Source organism: Niastella soli (assembly GCF_017742245.1).
Classification (GTDB): Bacteria; Bacteroidota; Bacteroidia; order Chitinophagales; family Chitinophagaceae; genus Niastella; species Niastella soli.
The window spans coordinates 966338-988214 of record NZ_JAGHKO010000004.1; the positions used below are offsets into that span (position 1 = coordinate 966338).

A 21877-nucleotide genomic window follows, 5' to 3' on the forward strand; every position below is an offset into this window, starting at 1 on the left:
GTAAGGTCTTATTTTTTTGAAAGACTGATTGATTCTTTATACAACGGGAACAGGTGCTCCAGCACTTCATTCCAGGCTTTAAAATGGTCGGCCGTTAACAACAAATGATCATTGTAAAATTCCTGGGTAAGAATGATGGTATTTCCCTTTTGCTCATAATTCAGCGAAAAACCCCAGACATCGTTCTTAAAGGTTTTGCTTTGTGGCAGGGAGCTTACCGCATAGCCTTCAGGAATGGTGAGCACTGTCACGTATTTTTTAATGAACCGGTAATCATATTCTACCGGCATTTTACGACGCGGATAATCTATTTCCTGGTGTTCATACAATTTCAGCAGGTTGATATTCAAATACCATTCATCACCGATCTTACGGGCATAATCCTGTAACTCAAACTTACCGGTGAGGGTAACTTTGTTTTTATCACTCAGGTCGCCGGTTTCATAACTGGTAAGCTGGAATTTGTTAGAACCACGTGCAAAACGGCTGCGCATATAATCGTCCCTGTCTTTTCCTTTTACGTACAGCAATACGCCATGCATGCTCATGGAATAATAGCCGCTCATTTGCATATTGATACGGCCGGTAAGTCCTTTGTCGGTCAATTGCATAAAACAGGAATCCACCAGCTGGTTGGTCTCTTTTGCGGGCGATGGCACTTTTGCAATATTGTATTTATCGGGCCCCATGGCAACCAGCGCTTCTTTATCCTGAATGTGGGAAGAAGGAATGCCAAAAACACAGGTAGGGTCGGTACCATCTAGGAAAATAAACTCGCCTTTCTTTAGTTGTATGGCGCAGATCATGTGATTATCCACAATGGGCAAAGGCGTTTCCCGGTAGGTATATGGCAGTGACCGGGTGCCTATCCAGGTATAGTAAGCGGGTACGCCAGCCGTATTCAACATCATGGTAAGAATACTGCTCATGTCTTTACAATCGCCAAAACGCCGGCTGCAAACAAAATTGGCATCGCGGGGAACAAAGCCTTCCATCCCATCTTCAAAGGCAACATATTTTATATTACCCTGTACCCAACTGTAAATACGCCTGGCTTTTTGTTCATTGTCTGTAATTCCTATGGTAAGTGAATCAACCAATCGCTTTAGTTCTGGTCCTGCTTCCTTATTGATATCCTTAAGAAAACTGCTGTTCAGTTTGTACAGGTCGTTTGTATCTGACAGGTACGTCACTTCATCGCCGTTGCCGTTTTTATATTTCTCAATATAAAAAACAACATGCGGGGTATAGTAAGCCGCGCCTGGGGCATCGGCATACCCCTTTTCAGCCGGCTGATCTTTTACCTGAAAGGTGTAAATAGTTTCCCCGCCTCTGCTATCCTGGGTAAACTTGATCTTATCGGTGTCCTGTCCTTTCAGAACATATTTTACTGTTACATCTTTGGGAAAGGAGATCTTTAGTTCATCATCCACCACCGGAATGCTGCGACCAAAGTAGTGCGGGGAAAGCAGGTACGGGTTCTTATGAATGATCTGCAGGTTCAGGTTACCGGTAGCCCCCTGTCCAATGGCGGGAAAGTCGAACATGGTTTCCTGCATGTCGTCATAAAACACCCCATCCGACTTACTGCTGCTGGTTTTAAAATTGGTTACTTTTATTTTCTTGTTATCGGCCGTTTGGGTAAAGGCCTCATATTCTTTTACCTGGTGAAAACTGCTATGGCCAAAACCGTAACGGCCCAGATAGGCAGCTGCATTGGCCGACAGGTACATCAACTGCTGGCTTTCCTTGCTTTCAACATAAGGTTCACCATCCTTGATCCTGATCTTATACTGGGCCGATGAATGCAGCATAACAGCTTCATCACCGGGAAAGCGGCGTTTCAGGTCCTCCATATTTTGGGCAAAGGCCGTTGTACACAACACTCCCAGCGCAGTCGATAAAAGTATTTGTTTTACCTTTTTTTCACTTCTCATTTTTTAATACTCAATAATTGTCCGTAATAATAGGTCCTAACTTCTTTTAATTTTCCATTGTCATCAAAATAGCGCTGCTCACCATGCAGGTCGCCATTGTAATAATTCCTTTCTTCCACCAATATTCCTTTTGAATTATATTCTTTGCAATTGCCATGCAGGTTATCGTGCAGGTAATTAGAGACGGAACGTTGGGTACCATCGGTATAGTATTCTTTTAAAATACCTTCCGTATTACCATAGTTCTCGGCGTTCTCTACCATGATCTTGCCGGTGGGATGATAGAATTTATAAAGTCCGTTTGGCGCTCCATCCACATACATTACATCGATGGCTACATTCCCGTTGGGGAACAGGGGCTTGAACTGACCGTTCCCACCTGACAGGGGAATTTCAGGCACCAATTCATTGTTCTTACCCGGATAGGAATACCCCACCATCAGGTCATCATCAAATCGTGTTTGATAAACAAGGGCGCCTTCTTCTGAATACTTCTTATATAAACCCCGGCGATCGCCATTCTCAAAATCTACTTCTACATCCTTTTTACCATTCTTAAAGTAATAGGTCCGTTTTCCATGGAGCCGGCCCCATTTGTATTCCTCTACCCTTGACAGACTCCCATCTTCCCGGTAATATTTCCAGGTACCCACTTTATCACCCATTTTATACAGGCCTTCTGTACTGATCTTGCCGCCAAAGTGAAAGGCGCGGTAGATGCTGTCGCGCAAACCCATTTTAAAGTATGCAACCGCTTTGGCAGAGCCATCGAAATAATAATAGTTATATATGCCGTCTAGGCTTCCATACCGGTAAGACCCTACACTGTTGATGGTCCCATTCACGTACAGGGAGGTGAGCTTGCCAGAGCCGTTTTTCAGCTTTACCTGGTTTATTACCCTGCCTGTAGTATCATATTCGGTCATTTCAAGCATAACGCCCATATCGTACAGGTATTCGCTTTCTTTTTTACCGTTTGGCCAGTATCCGGTTTTTAATCCATTCAACTCACCGTTCAAAAAGTTCGACCGGGTAATAAGGCTTCCTGTTTCATTATAATTGAACCATTCTCCTTCTAACTGTCCATTTTTATACCATCCTTCCTCTTCTTTACCACCATGTATAAACCTGGAAATATAATAACCGTCTTTATTATCGGCTACATAGTTAATTGTGATCTTTTTTTGCCCATTGCTATAATAGGTAACCGCTTCCCCATTCAACTCACCATTGGCGTAAGTATTGGTCTCTTTTTCCTTACCGGAACCATAATAATACACCAGGGAGCCTTCCACTATACCCTTTGTATTGTATGGGGTTAACACTTTTTTATTGCCCTCAGGCGTGTAAGCGAGCATGTTGAGCCTGCCTTTACTGGTTTCGGAAATACTGATCTGTTTTCCCGTTTTATCAAAATATTTGGCTGTTCTCACTTTATCATCATCAAACGTAAGGATCGAATACATTTTTCCGTCCTTGTCATAATACTGTACATCCCCGTTAACCTTTCCTTTTTTGTTGGTATAGCGGGTATATGCCTGGCCGTTTTCGTAGTAGGAAACGTATTCCCCCTCCAGCACACCATTGTTATAGGTTTCCACGCTTTTAGGTTTTCCATTGGCATGAAACTTTTTCAATTCCCCCACCAGATTATCCTGATCATACTGCGCCACCAATGACACTACTCCATCTTCAAAGTAAGCCTTATAAGGGCCGGTCAACTGTTCCTCAGCATAACTGCCTTCCAGTTCTACAGCCCCATTAGCATAATAACTTTTAAATGGCCCGTTCTTTTTGCCATTTGTATACATGGCCACAGATTGCAAAACCCCGCTTTCTGTAAATACTTTTTTATTCCCGGTCAATTTTCCATTTTCCTTTTGTTCAATGGTCTTTACGGCGCCGTTCTTATAATAAAAAAAGTGCTCGCCATTGGGCTGCCCATCCTTATAATAAACGGAGGAAGAAACAAGGCCATTCTCATAGAAGTAGGTTTCCTTTCCTTCCTGTTTGCCATTATGGTATATTTCATCGCCCTTTAACTGCCCGGTAAAATAATAATATTTCCAGGAGCCTTCCTTTTCCCCTTTTTCATTGTAGGTACCGACAGCCTTTTTATTTCCCGAGGGGTAATAAAATTCCCAGGTGCCGGTGAGGGTTGTACCATTGTCGGGGCTCACTCCTTTCCCTATCAATTGACCGTTCTGAAAATAAAAACAGGCACCTTTGTAATTCCGTTTAGCCAATTGTAATTCGCGGGTAGCCCTTATCAGCTTTAAGTACTCCACCGTTTCTGTAACGAATGTTTCCAGGTCTTTTTTATGCTTCTGGTTGTACTCCTTAATGGCCGGGATATTTACGCCCGAAAAGGCATAATACACCAGGTTATTGAATTTCTTTTCTTCAAATGCTTTGCGGAAAAAGGGAACATAGAACTGCATCCAGAAATCAGGGTCGTTTTCATCGTAGTCAAGTTTTTCACAGATCACCTGTAATTGTTTTGAAATGGGATCGTTCAGCTCGATGATGGATTTATAATTGTTGTCCAGTGCAATTTTCGACAATACGATCTGTTCAATTGTACGGAAGTTCTCTGACTGTTCTTCCTTGCGATTATTCACCAGCTCTACCACATAGTCTTTGTTTTTTGCAATATCATCCAGCATATTAATGGCGTTAGCAGACCACCTGCCATCGGGTTCCATAATGATATTGGCCATCAGGCTCAGGTAGGCCGGCACTACATTACCCTGGTTTAATGCACAAACGCCCAGTTTATAATGGGCACTTGCGGAAAAAGGGTTTATCAGCAATGCCTGCTTAAACAGCTGTTCGGCTTCTTTATATTTTTTCATTCGAATGAATGTAGTGCCCTTGCTTACATATAAACCTGTATAGGCCGGGTAAATGGCCAATGCCGAATCAAATAGCTGAAGGGCGCGTTCCTGTTGGTTATCATAATCGAGCAGGTTGCCGTATTGCACCAGGAGTTCAGGACTACGCTCTTTCTCTGTATTAAGAGAAAGCGCTTCCTTACACACCTGTATCCCCCGGGTATACTGGCTATCGGCCGAACAGGTCATCGCTATTTCATACAATGCCATTACATAATTGGTGTCGCCAACTTTTACCCGTTCATATTCCTTCAACGCTTCCTTGTATTTACCATCATCAAAAAGTTTGACGCCGGCCTGAATGGCCTCTGCAGAATTTATAAGCGGATTATTTTCTTGTGCTGTAGTGTACAGGCAGGCAAGGCAGAGTACGGTGAACAGGGTTAGATGTCGGTTCATGGGTATATTTTACCTTTTCTTCAGGTGAAGTTATATATGAAGTTGGTAAAAAAGAAATGGCTCAAATGGAATATTTATATAATAAGGATTCCGGCCAAAGCGTTCTTAGACCTCGGTATTTTTAAAGGTTACGACAGATTATGCTTTATTGAAATATCACCTTATTTCCCTTTTTTCTTACACATTTATAATCAAAAATGACACACGTATGGTCGAAAACTGCACGGATATCAACTTATATTAGGTGCTTTCAATGGTTTTGTTATTTTTACCAGATTTTATGCAATTAGCTGTTAAAACCTGGCTTGAGGACCTGATTATTCACCCCAGCTATTACCCCTTTTAGCCATTGAAATGAAAATTTTACCCTACCTACTTATTGGGTGTATACTTACACTATGTTGTAATTATGCCCATTCGCAAACCGTAACCTTGCAAATAAGCGGCAACCCTATCACCTGTCATGGATCTGAAGGGTTAATTACCTTTAACGGATTTACTGCCAATACCTCCTATCAGGTAAGCTATTCTGCAGATGGTATAGCAAGAGGACCGATTACCTTACTTACAAACGCGTCAGGTCAGTTAACGATCCCCAATTTATCGCAGGGAAGCTATCGCAATTTTAAATTCACCTCCGGGGGAACGACGTTGACTTATACGCAGATCGTCCCCCTGCAAGACCCGTATTTAATACCAACCTTCAACCCTATTCCGGATGTATGTGAAGGAGACCCGGCGCCGACTTTGCCCGCTGTCTCACTCGAAGGGTATGGTGGAACCTGGAACCCATCAACGGTAAATACAACAATACCAGGTACTTACACCTTTACATTTACTCCGTTTAGCCCTTGCGGCAGACCAGCTTTTTTAACTGTGACGGTGAATGCCAAGGAGGAGCCGATATTTTCGTTTGGGAAAAGCCAGATAATCTGTAATAATGGTACTGTACCTCTATTAACAAATACATCAACGAACGGAATTACCGGATTCTGGACCCCGGCAGTGGTTGACCCCACCCGTTCTGCCACTTATGTATTTACGCAAACCACCCCCGGCTGTTATAAGGGTACCACTTTTTCGCTTACCGTAAATCCGACTGTAGTACCTGTTTTTACCTTTCAAAACACGCATTCTATCTGTAAAGGCGATGGCGTTCCAACCCTGCCCAATACGTCCACCAATGGTATCACCGGCACCTGGACCCCGGCAGTGGTTGACCCCAATAATACCGGTACCTACCTGTTCACACCCGATAATCCCAGTCAATGTGGTATTCCCGTGCCTTATACATTGACTGTCAATCCCATCATACCACCCGTATTCAATAATTTTCCCAATTCAGTCGATACCATTTGTAATGGTGATCCGGCGCCGCTTTTGCCCGCTAATACCGACAATGGCATGACCGGCACCTGGACCCCGGCTGTTGTAAGCAATACAAAAAGCGGAACCTACGTTTTTACAAGCACCAGCGATCCCTGTGCACCTAAAATGACGTTAACCGTAACGGTGAACCCGATACTTACACCTACTTTTTCACTCGGGCCTTCCCAATCTGCCTGTATAAACGCAAGATCACCAGTGTTACCAGGCATTTCGAAAAACGGGATCACTGGCACCTGGACACCAGCCATTGTAGATGATCAAAATTCCGCCCTGTATACTTTTAAGCCGGCAACGGGACAGTGTGCTGTTGACGCGTCTTTTGATTACCAGGTGAGCCCAGTCCCTTCCATCATTAATGTAAGAAAAGACACCTCGGTGTACGATGGCGCGGTCCTGCCCTACTACGATTTCCCGATAGATATTCCGGTTACAGGTATCAACTGGAACAATAACAACCCGGGCATTGGACTGGCAGGTTCAGGCTCAGGCGTGGTACCCTCGTTCACCGCCACCAATATGACCAACGATCCCATTTCCGGTGTGGTTACCGCCACCCCCTATGTAAATGGTTGTATAGGCGCCACCCAGTCGTACAAAATAACCGTGCTGCCGCTTGATAAGGACATCTTTGTGCCCAATGTATTTTCGCCCAATGGCGATGGCAAGAATGACCTTTTATATGTGTACAGCAATTACATCGCCACGTTTGAGATGCATATTTTCAATCAGTGGGGGCAGAAAATGATAAGCATAACCGATAAAAAACAGGGCTGGGATGGCAAGTTCAAAGGCAGCCCACAACCGGTAGGCGTGTATGTTTATATCCTGAAAGCGATGACTACCGATGGACGGCAGATAAACAGGAAAGGTTCTATTACTATCGTACGATAAATAACCCAATCCCTGTAACCACACTTTACTACTGCAATGAATAAAAAATTGATCATACAAACCGTTTGGTGCACAGCCTGGTTGTTGCTTGTATCTGTTGGAAAAACAGTGGCACAAACAGACCCGCACTTTACGCAACACTATACATTCCCCATGTACCTGAACCCGGCCCTGGCCGGCAGCGCCGATGGAGACTACCGGGTGTCCGGCATTTTCAGGAACCAATGGGGAAGCATCACCAATCCTTACCGCACTATGGGTCTCTCATTCGATGCCCGTACCAACAAGAACGTGGGGTTAGGTGTAAACCTGTTGAATCAGTCGGCTGGTGATGGTGGTTTTAACTACCTTACTACCTCCGCCTCTTTTGCCTATACCGGCATTAAATTCGGCCCTGCACTGCGGCACCATGTTGTGCTGGCCATGCAGGGTGGTATTATTAATCGCCGGGTAAACAAATCAAAATTCAAATGGGGAGAACAATGGGACCCCATCACTGGCTACTCTGCCAATAACCCAACCACAGAAACGTTTTCCCATACTTCTTCAACGGTACTGGATATTGGTGCCGGCGCTATGTATTTTGATGCGGCAGCTGATAAGAAATTCAACCCGTTTGGCGGCTTTTCAATATACCATCTTAATAAACCAAAAGACCCCATCATCAGTACCCAAAGCACAGAATTGAATACCATCCCCATGCGGTACTCGATCCATGGAGGCGTAAGCTATAATTTATCGGACCGCACGCGCATTGTTCCGCATATCCTGTATATGCGTCAGGGCACCGCTTCTGAAGCCATGGTTGGGGTATACGGACAAATAAACGTTGATGCAGATACCGATTTTATGCTGGGTGGTTATTACCGCGGTAAAGATGCGGTAGCACCTTATGTAGGTATTGATTACAAAAACTTTGTCATTGGCCTGAGCTATGACGTGAATAACTCGAAGCTGGGTTCCATGACTAAAAATGTAAACAGTTTTGAACTAAGCCTGTCTTACGTTAAACGGTCGGGCACAAGAAGCGTTGTTGACTTTATCCGTTGTGCCAGACTTTAATTGATTACTATGCGAATGCTTACATTTTTCAAAATAGTTTGCCTGGTTGTCTGCCTCAGCTGGTTACCCTGCCGGGCCCAGCAGGTAATGGTAACAAAAGATCCGCTGTTACTGGCCGATCAATATTTTGCCGCTGGTGAATATTATACAGCCGCTAATTTATATGAGCAGGTGTTGAACCCACCAGCCAATACCCGGAATGACGAGGTTTTCCCCGTATATTCAAAAAGAGGTAAACTAAACTACAGGTTACCTAAAAAGGTATCCCGCGAAGCCGTTTTGTACAAACAGGCCGAAAGCTATCGCCTGGCGCATTACTGGCTGCAAGCTGATTCTACTTATAAAAAATGTACAGACAATATTGACGCATTATACTGGATGGCCGTGTGCGAACGCAGCCTGGGACAATATGCGGAAGCATCTGACAACCTGCGCCAGTACCTGGAGTCAACCAATACACATAAACAGTTTATGGAGCCGGCTGAACAGGAATGGGCCACCTTGCTGTATATCAAAAAACAAATAGACCGGCCCGACACCGTGTTGGCTCGCTTAAGAAAACTCACTATACCCGACAGTTATGAAAGGGGCACCTTCGCAGTTACCCCCATTCAGGGTAATCAATACCTGGTCAGCAGGACCAAAACCGACTCCCCGGAAATAAAAGGCTATAACCCGAATAACAGCCACCTGTTTCAGGCGGTTCTGAATAATGACACGCTTACCCAGATTACCCAATTGAAATTACCCGATGCAGGCCCGTTGATGAACCAGGGTGCTGCCAACATTACTGCTAATGGCAACAGCATTTACTTTACCCAATGGCAAAAACAAAACGGCCGGGTTGTATCGAACATCTATGTTATTAAACAGGTAAATGGAAGCTGGTCAGCCCCACAATTAGTGGACGGCATAAACACCAATGGATACAGCAGTAAGCAACCCTTTTGTACGGCAGACGGCAAATACCTGTATTTCACCTCAGACCGCCCAGGCGGTACCGGTGGTTTCGATATTTGGTATGCAGCGCTTAATGGAGATGGCAGCGTGGGTGAACCGGAGAATGCCGGCAGGACCATTAATACCACCGGAGATGAACAGGCGCCTTTTTACCACAGCAATAGCAATACGCTGGTATTCTCTACCAATGGCCGTCAGGGCATGGGGGGCTTTGATCTGTTTTCTGCCCAGGGCAATACCATTACCTGGAGCACGCCGGAAAATATAGGTTACCCGGTTAACTCCTCAAGGGATGATATTTATTTCTATGCCCTTGAAAAAAATGCCTTGTTGAGTGATGCCCTCATCGGTTCTGACAGAGGCAGTGGTTGCTGCCTGGAAACCTACCGCATAAACAAACTACCCAAATACAACCGCATGAGCGGTGTGGTGCTTGACACCAGGACCCATAAGCCCATACCTGAGGCCAATGTGGTGCTTACAACCCCTGATGGCAAAACCACACAAACCACTACCGACATAAACGGTAATTATGTATTTGACAACGTAGATAATTCGTTCACCAATGAGAACGTGGCGGTATCTAAACAAAATTACCGCGATACGGCAGCGCTGGTCGCCATCAAAAAAACAGACAACTCCAATCTGCTCACCGATCAGCATTTCAATACAGAGATCTTCATTGAGAAAAAATTTATATTACGCGCGGAGAATGTTGTTACCGTTTACTTCGACTTCGATATGTATAACCTGAAGAAGGAAGCGGTACGCAAACTGGATTCCGTATACAATGTACTGCTGGAAATACCTACTGCTACCTTGCAGATCTCCGGTTATACCGATGGTAAGGGTAGCAATGAGTACAATGCAATACTTTCTGACCACCGTGCGCGGGCCTGTGCCGGGTACTTTATTCAAAAAGGCATTGCAGCCAGTCGCATAACCTTTGAATCATTCGGAGCCTGCTGTCCGCTTGAAATGGAATTGATCAATGGCCGTGATAATCCTGATGGACGTAGCAAGAACCGGCGTGCGTTGATCAATATTACCAAGGAATAAGAGCTCCATACCTCATTATACCCTCATTGGGACCTCTACAATGGCGCAAGCGTCCGCTTGTGCCATTGTATTTAAAGGTAATCACACTTTATTATAACCGCTTTGGGCCGCTTGTGTCATTGTAAGATAACTTGGCAGCAGCTTGTTGCCAAAATCTTTACAATAGTGCGACGGCTTGTCGCACTATTGTCCTTGCCCTATAATGTCACAGTTTTACCACCTCCTCAGTCGCTTGCGCAGTAAATGCCCCTTCCATAACCAAAAGCCTGAAAGGATCAGTACTGGCATAATGATCCATTTTACTACCATGGACTGGCGCGGCATGGTGGCCAATGGACCGTATATATAACCAAGAATAGGAATGCTCAACACGATGTGTAACAACCGGATTATCTTCCTTTCGGTTGATGCTTTCATAGATCTAGGTTTATTTATTTACAGTTGAATCGGCAGGTAAACGGTCACAACGTTCATAATAATGATGGCCGCGGTAATCGCGATACCGGTTCCAGCCAAAACGCATACTCAACCCGGTAGTAGCGAAAAACAATACGATCACCAGAATGGCGGCTACCTTACTAAAAACACTGAGTGTTCTTCTTTGCGAAAAATTGCCGAAAATGGCGCCAATAATAAATACCATACAGGCTATAAAAAGCACACGTAATAAAATGAATAACGGGAACATACACTAAATTTTAGATTTAAGAAATGGCCCTTCGACTTCGCTCAGGGCCTTTTACCGACTCTTCGACTCCGCTCAGAGTACGATACAAAGCTACCCCCATGGCTTAGCTGTTCCCGGCGTGAGTAGAGGAAGGAGGAAGATGTGTAGACAAGCTTACTTATTAAGGGGAAGTACCGCTTCAACAGCCGCCCTATAACTTTCACTAAGCGGTAATTCAATGCTGCCCAAACAAATGATATCACGTTTAACCGCTGTTACTTTATCGGCGGCAATAATGTAGGATTTATGTATGCGCACCAGCCGGTATGGGAGTAATTTATCTTCCAGTGCCTTTAAGCTCATTTTGGTGATCACGGGTTTGGTAGTTGTGATCACATGTATCTTCACATAATCCTTCATCCCTTCTATATACACGATCTCATTTATATTGATCTTTATCTGATTGTATTCAACATATACAAAAAACGAGGACGGCAGTTCTTTGGTGGTGGTTGCTTTTTGTTGCAGGCGGAATAATTCCTGCGCCTTGTTGCAGGCCTTTAAAAAACGTTCGAACGAAACAGGTTTTAACAGATAGTCAACAGCTGCCAGTTCAAAACCTTCCCAGGCATGTTCTTTATACGCGGTAACAAAAATGATCATGGGCGGGTGTTGCAGTGATTGCACGAATTGAATGCCATCCAGTCCGGGCATTTGAATATCCAGAAAAACAAGGTCCACGTCTTCGCGGTGTAACATTTCCGTAGCTTCCAGGGCATTTTTACAACGGCCCACCAATTGTAAAAAAGGCACCCGGCTGATATTATCAACCAGCAGGTCCAACACCCATTTTTCATCATCGACGGCAATACAACGCATCATAACAGTTTACAATTTAAATGAAGGGAATAAATGCCGCCCTTGTTGACTATGTTTAACTGGTAATTGTTCGCATACAACAGCTCCAGCCTGTTCTTTACATTGTTAAGGCCAATACCTGAATGCCTGTCCTTAGACAGATTTGCCGCATTATAATTGTTCACCACCCTAAAATCGAGTTGATGTTCTTTTACAACAAGGGTTATATGTATAAACGGGTCCTTTACCATGCCAATGCCATGTTTAAAGGCGTTCTCGATAAACGGCACCAACAGCATGGGTTCTATCATTCTTTCGGGGTAATCGTTTTGAATTTCCAGCGAAATGGCCACATCTTCTCCAAACCGCAACTGCTGCAGCGAAACATAGTTCTCTATTTGTTCTATTTCCTTGGCAATGGCAATTTTTTCTTCATTGCTTTCATACAACATGTACCGCAACAACTCCGACAACCGGATCAAAGAAGGTTCCAGCAGGTTCGATTGCAGGCGGGCCATGGATACCATATTGGTGAGCATATTGAATAAAAAATGCGGGCTCACCTGTGATCGCAATAATTTCAACTCGGCATCCAGCCGTTGCGCACGGGCTTCTTTTTCCATTCTTTCAAACCGAATGCGGTCATAAATCAGGCGGTAAATAATGCTGGCAAATAAAAACGGCACCAATGGGAAAAAGATCAGCCGGCGGTTAATGGGAGTAATCTGAAACCCGGGATTAAGCTGCAAAAAGAACACTTTGGCAAAACCGGAAATACAAACGATGGCCACCAGGCAAATGAGGTACAACCACCAGGTCCTTTTATTCAACAGTTTGGGATACAGGTAAAAGGCATTAAAATAAAACAGGCCAATATGATACAGGGTGGTCAACAGGTAAAAAGTGACCGACAACCCAAAAAAGCGCGTGTCCCATAACAAAAAGCCGGGGACGCCCAACAGCAATATCCATACGGCCGTATGGATCCATTTTGAGGAAAAAGCAGGTTGTGCCGGTGTCATTACATCAAATTTACCAATGCCCTGTAAATTAAGCCGTAATGCGGTATACAACATCAATGCGTAGACAAAAAGGTAATATGAGTAGAGGAGATAAAAGGGGCAGTAAAGGCCGCAAACAGGGTATTTGTTTTTTAGCTATATTTGGCCCTAATTCTATATCTGTATTACCTGAATGGCAAATTCTTCACTGCGCCGGAAAATCCTCTACTCCCTCTATCTTTTTATTGTGGTATTTGCTCTTCTGGAAATTTTATTGCGCATATATAACCCTTTAAATTTCAGGATCCGGGGCAATCAGATATTGCTGCCAATTAACCAAAAGCAGATCATTAACAATAAGATCAACCCCAAACTGGACCCAGTCATAACAAATTCCAGAAACAGCCTGGGTTTCCGAGGGCCGGAAAAACCTGCTACCTGGAACGATCACCTCACCATTTTAACCGTTGGAGGAAGTACTACCGAATGCCATTTTCTGGCAGATAATAAAACCTGGCCTTACCAGCTTGGGCAGCAGCTAAACCCTTACTTTAAAAACCTGTGGCTTAATAATGCCGGGTTTGATGGACATTCCTCTTTTGGCCACCAGGTATTGCTGAACGATTATCTGATCAAGCTCAAACCCAAAATGATCCTGTTCTATGCAGGTATAAATGACATGGAAAATGATCAGCCTACCTTTCATGACGAATTGAACAGGAAAGGCGGGTATTCAGACCTGAAACATTATATTTTCAATAACAGCGAGGTCTTGAACCTGGGGCTGAACCTGGTGAGGGGCTGGCGAGCGCAGAAAATGAATAATACGACCAACACGATGATCGATCTGTCAAAAGGCAAGGTCAAAATAATGACCGATCAACAGATCGCAGTGCGTAAGGGGCAACAGCAAAAATATCTGACCAGCTACCAACAACGGCTGGGGCAGTTGATAGATACCTGCAAACAGTATGGCATCATGCCGGTGTTTATGACGCAGGCCATCTTGTTCGGACGGGGAAATGATCCTGTTACAGGGGTAAACCTCGAAACATTCGACACAGGGCAGGAGATGAATGGACGTTGTTTGTTAGCCGTACTGGAACTTTATAATGATGTGACGAGACATGTTTGTGCGCAGAAAAATGTTCCCCTGATCGATTTGTCCACCCTATTGCCGAAAAACAGCAGCTATTTTTATGATGGCGCGCATTTTACCAATACCGGAGCGTTGAAAGTGGCCGAGATCATAACCCCGGAGCTAAAATCTGTTATTTCCCGCAATTTTCATTCTTTTGCGTATGAATAAAATGAGCGAGAAGGCCGCCCCAAAAACAATCCTAGGTATTTCGGCCTTCTACCATGATTCCGCTGCGGCCATCATCGAAGATGGCAATATTATCGCGGCAGCGCAGGAGGAACGATTCACCAGAAAAAAGCATGATGCCGCATTCCCTTCCAATGCCGTTAAATTCTGTCTTGAATATGCGGGGCGTAGCCTCCATGAAATAGATGCAATTGTATTTTACGATAAACCACTGCTGAAATTTGAACGGTTGCTGGAAACCTATTACGCATTTGCACCCAAAGGATGGAAATCCTTTATGATGGCGATGCCCGTATGGATCAAAGAGAAATTGTTCCTGAAAAAAAATATCCGGGAGGCATTGAACAGCATTGAAAAAATTGATAAGAAGAAAGTGCGCCTCTTATTTACCGAACATCATCTTTCGCATGCCGCCAGTGCCTTTTATGCGTCCCCCTTTGACAAGGCGGCTATTTTAACCATTGATGGTGTGGGTGAATGGGCTACCGCTTCTATTGGCATAGGAGACGGTAACAAGATCACCATCCTGAAAGAATTGCATTTCCCACATTCTCTGGGTCTATTATATTCTTCGTTTACCTATTATTGCGGCTTTAAGGTCAATTCTGGCGAGTATAAATTAATGGGGCTTGCTCCCTATGGCAATCCGGGTTCTGAGCAGGTAAAGCGATTTAAAGGCATTATCACCCGGCAGCTGGTTGATGTGAAAGCAGATGGATCAATATTCCTGAACCAGGAATATTTTAGTTATGCTACCGGTGACCGGATGGTGTACGATAATAAATGGCAGACTTTGTTTGGTTTTCCCCGTCGCCAACAGGAAACGCCCCTGGAACAACACCATTGCGACCTTGCCCTGGCTATCCAGGAGGTAACAGAGGAAATTGTATTGAACCTTGCCCGGGAAGCTAAAAAGCTTACAGGGGCAACCGCTTTATGCATGGCCGGTGGTGTAGCCTTAAATTGTGTAGCCAATGGGAAGCTGGACGATGCCCGTATCTTCAACCAACTGTTCATTCAACCGGCCGCCGGTGATGCTGGCGGCGCATTGGGTGCAGCGTTGGCCGCACACCATATTTATTTTGATGGGGAACGAAAGGTACCTGCAACAGATATGGACAACCTGCAAGGCTCTTATCTGGGACCCGAATACAGCAGTCTGGAAATACTTGCCGTGGCAAGAAAGTACGGGGCTCCCTATACACAGTTCCAGGAAGAAGAAGCCTTATTAAATGAAACAGCCCGCTTAATAGCGGAAAAAAATATAATAGGCTGGCATCAGGGCCGAATGGAATTCGGTCCACGCGCGTTGGGTGCCAGAAGCATCCTCGCCGACGCCCGCGATCCGCAAATGCAAAAGAAGCTGAACGAACAGATCAAATTCCGGGAAAGCTTCCGGCCCTTTGCACCCGTAGTTCTGGCAGAAGAAGTTGCCAGTTACTTTGAATATGAAGGAGCCTCGCCGTATATGTTACTGGTGAAGCCCATAAAAAAAGAAAGACAGCTCCCCTATCCGCCAGGCTATGAACATAAAGGCCTGTTAGATAAATTGTATTTTCAACGCAGTAATTTGCCGGCCATCACCCACATCGATCATTCAGCCCGGATACAAACAGTACATAAAGAGACTAACCCCCGTTTCTGGAAACTGCTGCATGCCTTTAAACGGCAAACAGGTTGTGCTGTAATGATCAACACGAGTTTTAATGTGCGTGGCGAACCGGTTGTTAATACCCCTGAAGAGGCATACCGCTGTTTTATGCGAACCGGTATGGATTATTTAATAATGGGTAACTTTATTTTTTGCAAAAAAGACCAACCCGAATGGCAGGAAAGATCTGACTGGAAACGTGAATTCACACTGGATTGATCCTTCATTCAACAAAGCAAACACTCAACAATGGAAACGTTAAAAGATATCTGGACCTTTTTAAAAGCAAGGAAGAAATGGTGGCTGGCCCCCCTTATCATTGTACTATTGTTGCTGGGCCTTTTAATTATCCTGGGCGGAACTGCACTCGCGCCATTTATCTACACCTTATTTTAAACACTATGACCAGGAACAAAACACTGGAAACTATACTGGTTTTGGTATTGGCCCTGATGGTCTTTTACCGGACCACTAATAATAGTTACTTTTTTCTATCCGCAATGATCCTGGGGTTTATTGGTCTGTTTATTCCCTCATTGGCAGAAAAGGTCCATGTTGTATGGATGAAGCTCGCGGAAGGACTGGGGTTCGTGACAAGCAAGATCATTCTTACGCTTATTTTTTTTATAATACTGGTGCCTATATCGTTCCTGTTTAAAGCTTTTGGGAAAAATAGCGTGCAAACGAAGGCGGGGAACAACTCTTATTTTAAAGAGAGGAACTTTACTTATACCCCGGAAAGCCTCGATAATGTATGGTAATAAAAAAAGCGTCCCAATGAATCGGAGCGACCACCGGTGAGTAGGTTCGCGAATATTCGGAATTAAAAAAAATAGCGAGTCAACTCACAATTCACCACTCACCACTTACAAAGCAGAATGCAACGTATCGGCTACCAGTTGACGGGTAGTAGCAGTGAGGTCGGCCATATCCTGTAAAGAGATTATTTTGTCGAGGAAGACCTCTCTGTTTACAGCGGTCATGATCTTTTTATGCATGGCTGCCTGCAGCATTTCAATACGCTTTCTTGGTTCGTAAGAGCGAATATAAAAAAGTAGGGACTCCGTTTTGTTCCAGCGTTCAACGATCTTACCGTAGAATAATTCCGCTACTTCCGGGTCATGCGTCATCAAATGCTTTAAAAAATTAAGATCGTAAGAACGGATCTCAGTAGCTGTTAGTGTTTTGCTGAATTCATTAAAAGGCGCATCGGGCAGAAAGGCAAGGTTACCAAAAAATTCACCTGGCGTTACGATCTCATACACGCATTCTTTTCCTTTGGGCGATAGGCGGCCCAGTTTTACAGCGCCGCTAATGATCTCATAAATATCTGTAAAACGCTGGGGCGCCCCGTACAACCAGGTTCCTTTTTTTATTGTATGAAAAGCAGTCTTCTCTTTTACCCCCGGAATATTCTTTGTTAAGAGGTAGTTATACAGGCCCATTTCTGCTACCATAGACATGATACAATTTTACATGGAAATTTGAATTTGTGCAAACAAGTGCAAAAAAGATTTCAGCAAGACTATTGTAATCAATAGTAATTTAATATGAATCATATATAAAACAGATTGCTTAACAAGCAATTAACTAATTTATTTACTCAAGCTCAGGATCAGGAAGGAAGCAAAAACTTCTGTTTCATCCCAGGAAAAAGTAACTATGCCGCCGTTTTTTTGGTTCTCTATATTAATAGCAAATCGCTCATTCTGTTTTGCAGCTCTTCTCACTTTCATTTTTACCTGTGCAAAATCTTTCGACCGGTTGGGATCCGTTGGTCATTCTTTCAGATCGGTAAATGATCATCCCCTGTGCAAAACCAGGCGGTTGGTGTACGGTAATGATACAGAATGCCTGCATTTGGTATATTCGCGTATTACAATAACATAATGCCTATGTACGACTTATTCTTCCGGAAATTCAACGAAAAAGTAGCCCTTACCGCCGAAGAAGAAGCATTCGTAAAACAATACCTTACCCCCAAAAAGCTACGCCGAAAACAATACTTCCTGCAGGAAGGCGATGTATGCAAAAGCATTTGCTTTGTGGAGAAAGGCGCCTTACGGGCCTATGTACTCGATGAGACCGGTGATGAACATATAACGGCCTTTGCCCTGGAGGGCTGGACGCTGGGCGACCTGTACAGCTTTATCAAGGCAGAACCCGCCACCTGGAATATTGATGCCCTGGAAGATTGCGAACTCATATTGCTCAGCAAACAGGCCCATGACGAGCTGTTGCAAACGATGCCTAAATACGAAACATATATCCGGCTGTTGATGACCGATGCCTATATGGCCCTGCAACGCCGCACCACTTATATGATCAGCCTGCCGCTGGAAGAACGTTACCTGGCATTTAACCAAATGTATCCCACCCTTTTTCAACGGATTCCCCAGCATATGATCGCTTCCTTTATGGGACTCTCCGCCGAAACCTTGAGCCGCGTACGAAGCCGGATCAGCAACCGTAAATAGCCTGTTATAGAAACCGTTGACAAAAATCAACGTTTTTCATTGATCAAAAGCAATATTATTTCTTGCCTGGAAGCATTGGAGCCAGGCTCCCCGCTGTAGTAGTTTTGTGTTATCAAAAACAACATCATGAGCACAAAACAAACTATTGCAATTATAGGCGCTACTGGTAACATGGGTTCTGGCATTGCTAAATCATTATCAAAAACCAATAACAGATTACTGCTTTTTGCCCAACATACAGACAAAGTGAAAAGCCTGGTGGAAGACATAAAAAAAGGAAACCCCGCCGCTGAAGTGGAGGCTATGGAATGCCCTACCAATGCTTCCTGGGAAGCAGACATCATCCTCCTTGCCCTGCCTTATGCTGCTGAGAAAGAAATAGCGGCCAAAATAAAAGAGGTGGCTAACCAGAAGATCGTGATCAGCATTTCCAACCCATTAAATGAGACTTACAGCGGACTGGTTACTTCACCCGACACCAGTGCCGCGGAGCATCTGCAACAACTGTTACCTAATTCAAAAGTGGTAAAAGCTTTCAATACCGTATTTGCTGCCGATTTTGCCAATACCATCATTGATGGCAAACAGATTGACACGCTTATTGCCGGCAATGATGCCCAGTCGCTGGATACCGTTTCAGCATTAGCGAAAGCAATCGGGTTGAACCCATTAGTGGCCGGTGAATTACCCTGGAGCCGAACATTAGAGAACATGGCTTTGTTACTAATTCAATTAACCATGAAATATAACTACAACTGGGTAGCTGGTTGGAAAGTATTACATAACTGATCACCCATTCAATCATTTAAAAAGTATAACATGAAAAAGACAACCCTTTATTCGCTTTGGATGGCGCTTGGCTTCGTAACTATAAGTGCTTTTCTGAGCTGTCAACATGCACCCAATGCAACAAACAGCTCTACCGAAAACATTGATAGCCTGAAAAAAATTGCAATGGATTTAGTGGCAGCCAACGACACCATTTCTTCCAACCTGAAGAAATTCGATGAGCTGGATTTTGATGTCTTTAGCAATCAAAAATGGGACCGCTTAAAAGAAAGTCATGCCCCGGACATTAAAGTATTCTGGCCCGATGGGCATATGGCACAGGGTATTGACGTTCACATCGAGGACCTGAAGAAATTATTTGTATATGCACCCGATACCCGTATTAAGGAACACCCAATAAAATTTGGCTCTGGCAACTATACCTTGGCAACAGGCGTCTTTGAAGGTACTTTTACCAAACCCATGCCTGTTGGGAATGGCAAATTCATTCAACCAACCGGCAAAGCTTTCAAAATGCCCATGGCTACCATTGGTATTTGGGAAAACGGGGTGATGAAGGAAGAACATCTTTTCTGGGATAACCAAACCTATGCAAAACAAATAGGATTGCAGTAAATGGAGAGAAAACATTTCATACAAAATATCATAAAAGGAGCAGTAGGCATGACAACCTTGTCAGCATTTAACAATTTCACCAATAGTTTACCTGAACAGGATCAGCTAATGCCGGTGTTGTTTGTGGGGCACGGTTCGCCCATGAATGGAATTGAGGATACAGAATTCAGTCGCCGGTGGACGCAAATGGCCAAAGAGATCCCAACACCAAAAGCAGTATTGGTGGTCTCGGCCCACTGGTTTACGAAAGGCACGAAAATAACAGCCATGGACTTTCCCCCAACGATCCACGATTTTGGTGGTTTTCCCAGGGAGTTATTTGAAGTACAATACCCCGCCCCTGGCGATCCGTTACTGGCAAAGGAAACAGCCGGTTTGATCACCAGCACACAGGTTGAACTGAACCACGACTGGGGCCTGGACCATGGCACCTGGACCATCGTTCGTCATATGTATCCCGATGCAACAATCCCTGTATTGCAATTGAGCATCGATTATTCCAAAGGACCGCAATACCATTATGACCTGGCGAAAGAATTGTACAGCCTGCGCAAAAAAGGCGTATTGATCATTGGAAGCGGCAACATGGTACACAATCTGAGAATGGTAGCCTGGGATAAATTGAATGAAGAAAACTATGGCTACGATTGGGCAATTAACCTCAACTCTACATTCAAATCATTGATCCTGGATGGCAATCATAAACCATTGATCAATTTTAGTGAGTTGGGCAGAGATGCATTGCTGGCCATTCCCACGCCAGAACACTATCTGCCATTGTTGTATACGTTGGGATTGAAGGGACCGAAAGACAATGTATCATTTTTCAATGACAAAGCCGTTGGTGGCTCCCTCACCATGACCTCTGTTAAGCTGGGTTAAGAGTGTCCCACCTTATGCTTTCGCGCCATGCCCTGTGCAATGATACTTACGGTGATCAATTGCAGGGCGTGGTACAACATTACCGGCAACAGCAAAATACCCAGGAGCGGATTGTTCATAAAGATCACCTTTGCCATTACGGTCCCGTGGATCAGTGATTTTTTGGAACCACAAAAAGTGGCCGTGATCCTGTCTTCCCGGTTGAAATGCAGCAAACGGGCAATGTTATTGATAATAAAGTACACCAGAAAGAATAAGGCCAGTACACAGACACCCAGGATAAATAATTCTCCTATGCCCAGGTTGCTGAACATATGTTTATCGAATGAATCGCTGAAGGCGGTATATACAATGGAGAGAATAACTAATTGATCGAAATACTTTAATTGCTTGTTATACTTCTCTGCTATTTGCCCCAACAGTGTTGGGTTCAACAACAAACCCGCTATTACCGGCAACAGGATCTGTAATAACAGTTTAGTCACCACATCGCTCATATCCAGATGATTTTGCTGGCCACCGGTTACCACCGCCATCCAGACCGGTGTAATAAAAATGCCCATCAGGCTGGAAATACTGGCATTGAAAATAGCCGCAGGAATATTGCCATTGGCGATAGACACCATCACTACGGAAGAAGAAACTGTGGAAGGCAATGCTGCCAGAAAAAAACTACCCAGCCATAACACCTGGGTATTTCCGTGATCGAGCAAAGGCCGTAGCAACAACAACAGCACCGGAAACAGGATAAACGTTCCTGCCTGTACCAAAATATGCAAACGCCAGTTGCTCAAACCTGCTACCAGTTTCTTCCGGTTTAACTTCAAACCATAAAAGAAAAAGATAAATGAAATACCCAGGTTGGCTAAAGAAGATATAGAAAATGGCCCCTTTGCAATACCCGGACCGGGAAATTGCGAGGCCAGGATGATCATTCCGATCAGGGATAAGATAAACCAATCCAGTCCAAACCGACCTAATAGCTTTGCTACTTTATTTGCCATAAGAACTGCAAGATA

20 protein-coding genes are annotated in these 21877 nt (G+C 44.2%); 11 read left to right on the forward strand and 9 right to left on the reverse strand.

Translation table 11 applies throughout. The features are described 5' to 3' along the window. Positions 1-8: 8 nt before the first annotated feature. Together J7I42_RS18830 and J7I42_RS18835 are read right to left on the reverse strand one after the other, a co-directional pair. Positions 9-1937, reverse strand: a complete 1929-nt coding sequence (locus J7I42_RS18830; protein ID WP_209140392.1) for a DUF3857 domain-containing protein — start codon at positions 1935-1937, stop codon at positions 9-11. Then, a complete protein-coding gene (locus tag J7I42_RS18835; RefSeq protein ID WP_209140393.1) occupies positions 1934-5230 on the reverse strand; it encodes a tetratricopeptide repeat protein in 3297 nt (1098 codons plus the stop codon). Before J7I42_RS18835 ends, J7I42_RS18830 begins: the two co-directional genes overlap by 4 nt. A 354-nt stretch (positions 5231-5584) precedes the next feature. Here J7I42_RS18835 and J7I42_RS18840 point away from each other — a divergent pair, with 354 nt between their 5' ends. Genes J7I42_RS18840 through J7I42_RS18850 form a run of 3 tightly spaced genes read left to right on the forward strand, consistent with a single transcriptional unit; the run spans position 5585 to position 10591 of the window. Beyond that, a complete protein-coding gene (locus tag J7I42_RS18840; protein ID WP_209140394.1) occupies positions 5585-7510 on the forward strand; it encodes a gliding motility-associated C-terminal domain-containing protein in 1926 nt (641 codons plus the stop codon). A 36-nt stretch (positions 7511-7546) separates the two neighbouring features. Further along, positions 7547-8572: a PorP/SprF family type IX secretion system membrane protein gene (locus J7I42_RS18845; RefSeq protein WP_209140395.1), complete on the forward strand. Its 1026-nt coding sequence runs from the start codon at positions 7547-7549 to the stop codon at positions 8570-8572. A 9-nt stretch (positions 8573-8581) separates the two neighbouring features. Further along, complete coding sequence (locus tag J7I42_RS18850) at positions 8582-10591, forward strand: OmpA family protein (RefSeq protein WP_209140396.1); 2010 nt, start codon at positions 8582-8584, stop codon at positions 10589-10591. Between the two features lie 213 nt (positions 10592-10804). Here the strand turns inward: J7I42_RS18850 and J7I42_RS18855 are convergent, their stop codons facing one another. The 4 genes from J7I42_RS18855 to J7I42_RS18870 form a co-directional block, all read right to left on the reverse strand. Beyond that, positions 10805-11008 carry a hypothetical protein gene (locus J7I42_RS18855; RefSeq protein WP_209140397.1) on the reverse strand — a complete coding sequence of 68 codons (204 nt, stop codon included), beginning with the start codon at positions 11006-11008 and terminating at the stop codon, positions 10805-10807. A gap of 10 nt (positions 11009-11018) precedes the next feature. Further along, complete coding sequence (locus tag J7I42_RS18860) at positions 11019-11279, reverse strand: hypothetical protein (protein WP_209140398.1); 261 nt, start codon at positions 11277-11279, stop codon at positions 11019-11021. Positions 11280-11432: 153 nt separating this feature from the next. Then, positions 11433-12140 (reverse strand): LytR/AlgR family response regulator transcription factor, encoded by a 708-nt coding sequence (locus J7I42_RS18865; protein WP_209140399.1) that lies wholly within the window; start codon positions 12138-12140, stop codon positions 11433-11435. Beyond that, positions 12137-13138, reverse strand: a complete 1002-nt coding sequence (locus J7I42_RS18870; RefSeq protein WP_209140400.1) for a sensor histidine kinase — start codon at positions 13136-13138, stop codon at positions 12137-12139. Before J7I42_RS18870 ends, J7I42_RS18865 begins: the two co-directional genes overlap by 4 nt. 172 nt (positions 13139-13310) lie before the next feature. Between J7I42_RS18870 and J7I42_RS18875 the strand changes: the two genes are divergently transcribed. Genes J7I42_RS18875 through J7I42_RS18890 form a run of 4 tightly spaced genes read left to right on the forward strand, consistent with a single transcriptional unit; the run spans position 13311 to position 16856 of the window. Continuing rightward, positions 13311-14426, forward strand: coding sequence for an SGNH/GDSL hydrolase family protein (locus J7I42_RS18875; protein ID WP_209140401.1), 1116 nt, complete (start codon positions 13311-13313; stop codon positions 14424-14426). Further along, positions 14419-16314, forward strand: coding sequence for a carbamoyltransferase family protein (locus J7I42_RS18880; RefSeq protein WP_209140402.1), 1896 nt, complete (start codon positions 14419-14421; stop codon positions 16312-16314). Before J7I42_RS18875 ends, J7I42_RS18880 begins: the two co-directional genes overlap by 8 nt. A 30-nt stretch (positions 16315-16344) precedes the next feature. After that, positions 16345-16491 carry a DUF5989 family protein gene (locus J7I42_RS18885; RefSeq protein WP_209140403.1) on the forward strand — a complete coding sequence of 49 codons (147 nt, stop codon included), beginning with the start codon at positions 16345-16347 and terminating at the stop codon, positions 16489-16491. 5 nt (positions 16492-16496) lie between these two features. Then, entirely contained in the window at positions 16497-16856 is a 360-nt protein-coding gene (locus J7I42_RS18890; protein WP_209140404.1) for an SxtJ family membrane protein, read from the forward strand. Positions 16857-16961: 105 nt separating this feature from the next. On the opposite strand, the gene J7I42_RS18895 is transcribed toward J7I42_RS18890, so the two are convergent. Then, a complete protein-coding gene (locus J7I42_RS18895) occupies positions 16962-17558 on the reverse strand; it encodes a Crp/Fnr family transcriptional regulator (RefSeq protein WP_209140405.1) in 597 nt (198 codons plus the stop codon). Between the two features lie 132 nt (positions 17559-17690). Then, a complete protein-coding gene (locus J7I42_RS18900; protein ID WP_209140406.1) occupies positions 17691-17831 on the reverse strand; it encodes a hypothetical protein in 141 nt (46 codons plus the stop codon). Between the two features lie 159 nt (positions 17832-17990). Between J7I42_RS18900 and J7I42_RS18905 the strand changes: the two genes are divergently transcribed. The 4 genes from J7I42_RS18905 to ygiD all read left to right on the forward strand — a co-directional run bounded on the left by J7I42_RS18905 (position 17991) and on the right by ygiD (position 20858). After that, positions 17991-18572 (forward strand): Crp/Fnr family transcriptional regulator, encoded by a 582-nt coding sequence (locus tag J7I42_RS18905; RefSeq protein ID WP_209140407.1) that lies wholly within the window; start codon positions 17991-17993, stop codon positions 18570-18572. Positions 18573-18698: 126 nt separating this feature from the next. After that, entirely contained in the window at positions 18699-19361 is a 663-nt protein-coding gene (locus J7I42_RS18910) for an NADPH-dependent F420 reductase (RefSeq protein WP_209140408.1), read from the forward strand. Positions 19362-19391: 30 nt separating this feature from the next. Then, positions 19392-19976 (forward strand): ester cyclase, encoded by a 585-nt coding sequence (locus J7I42_RS18915; protein WP_209140409.1) that lies wholly within the window; start codon positions 19392-19394, stop codon positions 19974-19976. Then, positions 19977-20858 carry a 4,5-DOPA-extradiol-dioxygenase gene (ygiD, locus tag J7I42_RS18920; RefSeq protein ID WP_209140410.1) on the forward strand — a complete coding sequence of 294 codons (882 nt, stop codon included), beginning with the start codon at positions 19977-19979 and terminating at the stop codon, positions 20856-20858. Here ygiD and J7I42_RS18925 read toward each other — a convergent pair. Next, positions 20855-21862, reverse strand: a complete 1008-nt coding sequence (locus tag J7I42_RS18925) for a bile acid:sodium symporter family protein (protein WP_209140411.1) — start codon at positions 21860-21862, stop codon at positions 20855-20857. The genes ygiD and J7I42_RS18925 overlap by 4 nt on opposite strands. Positions 21863-21877 lie beyond the last annotated feature (15 nt).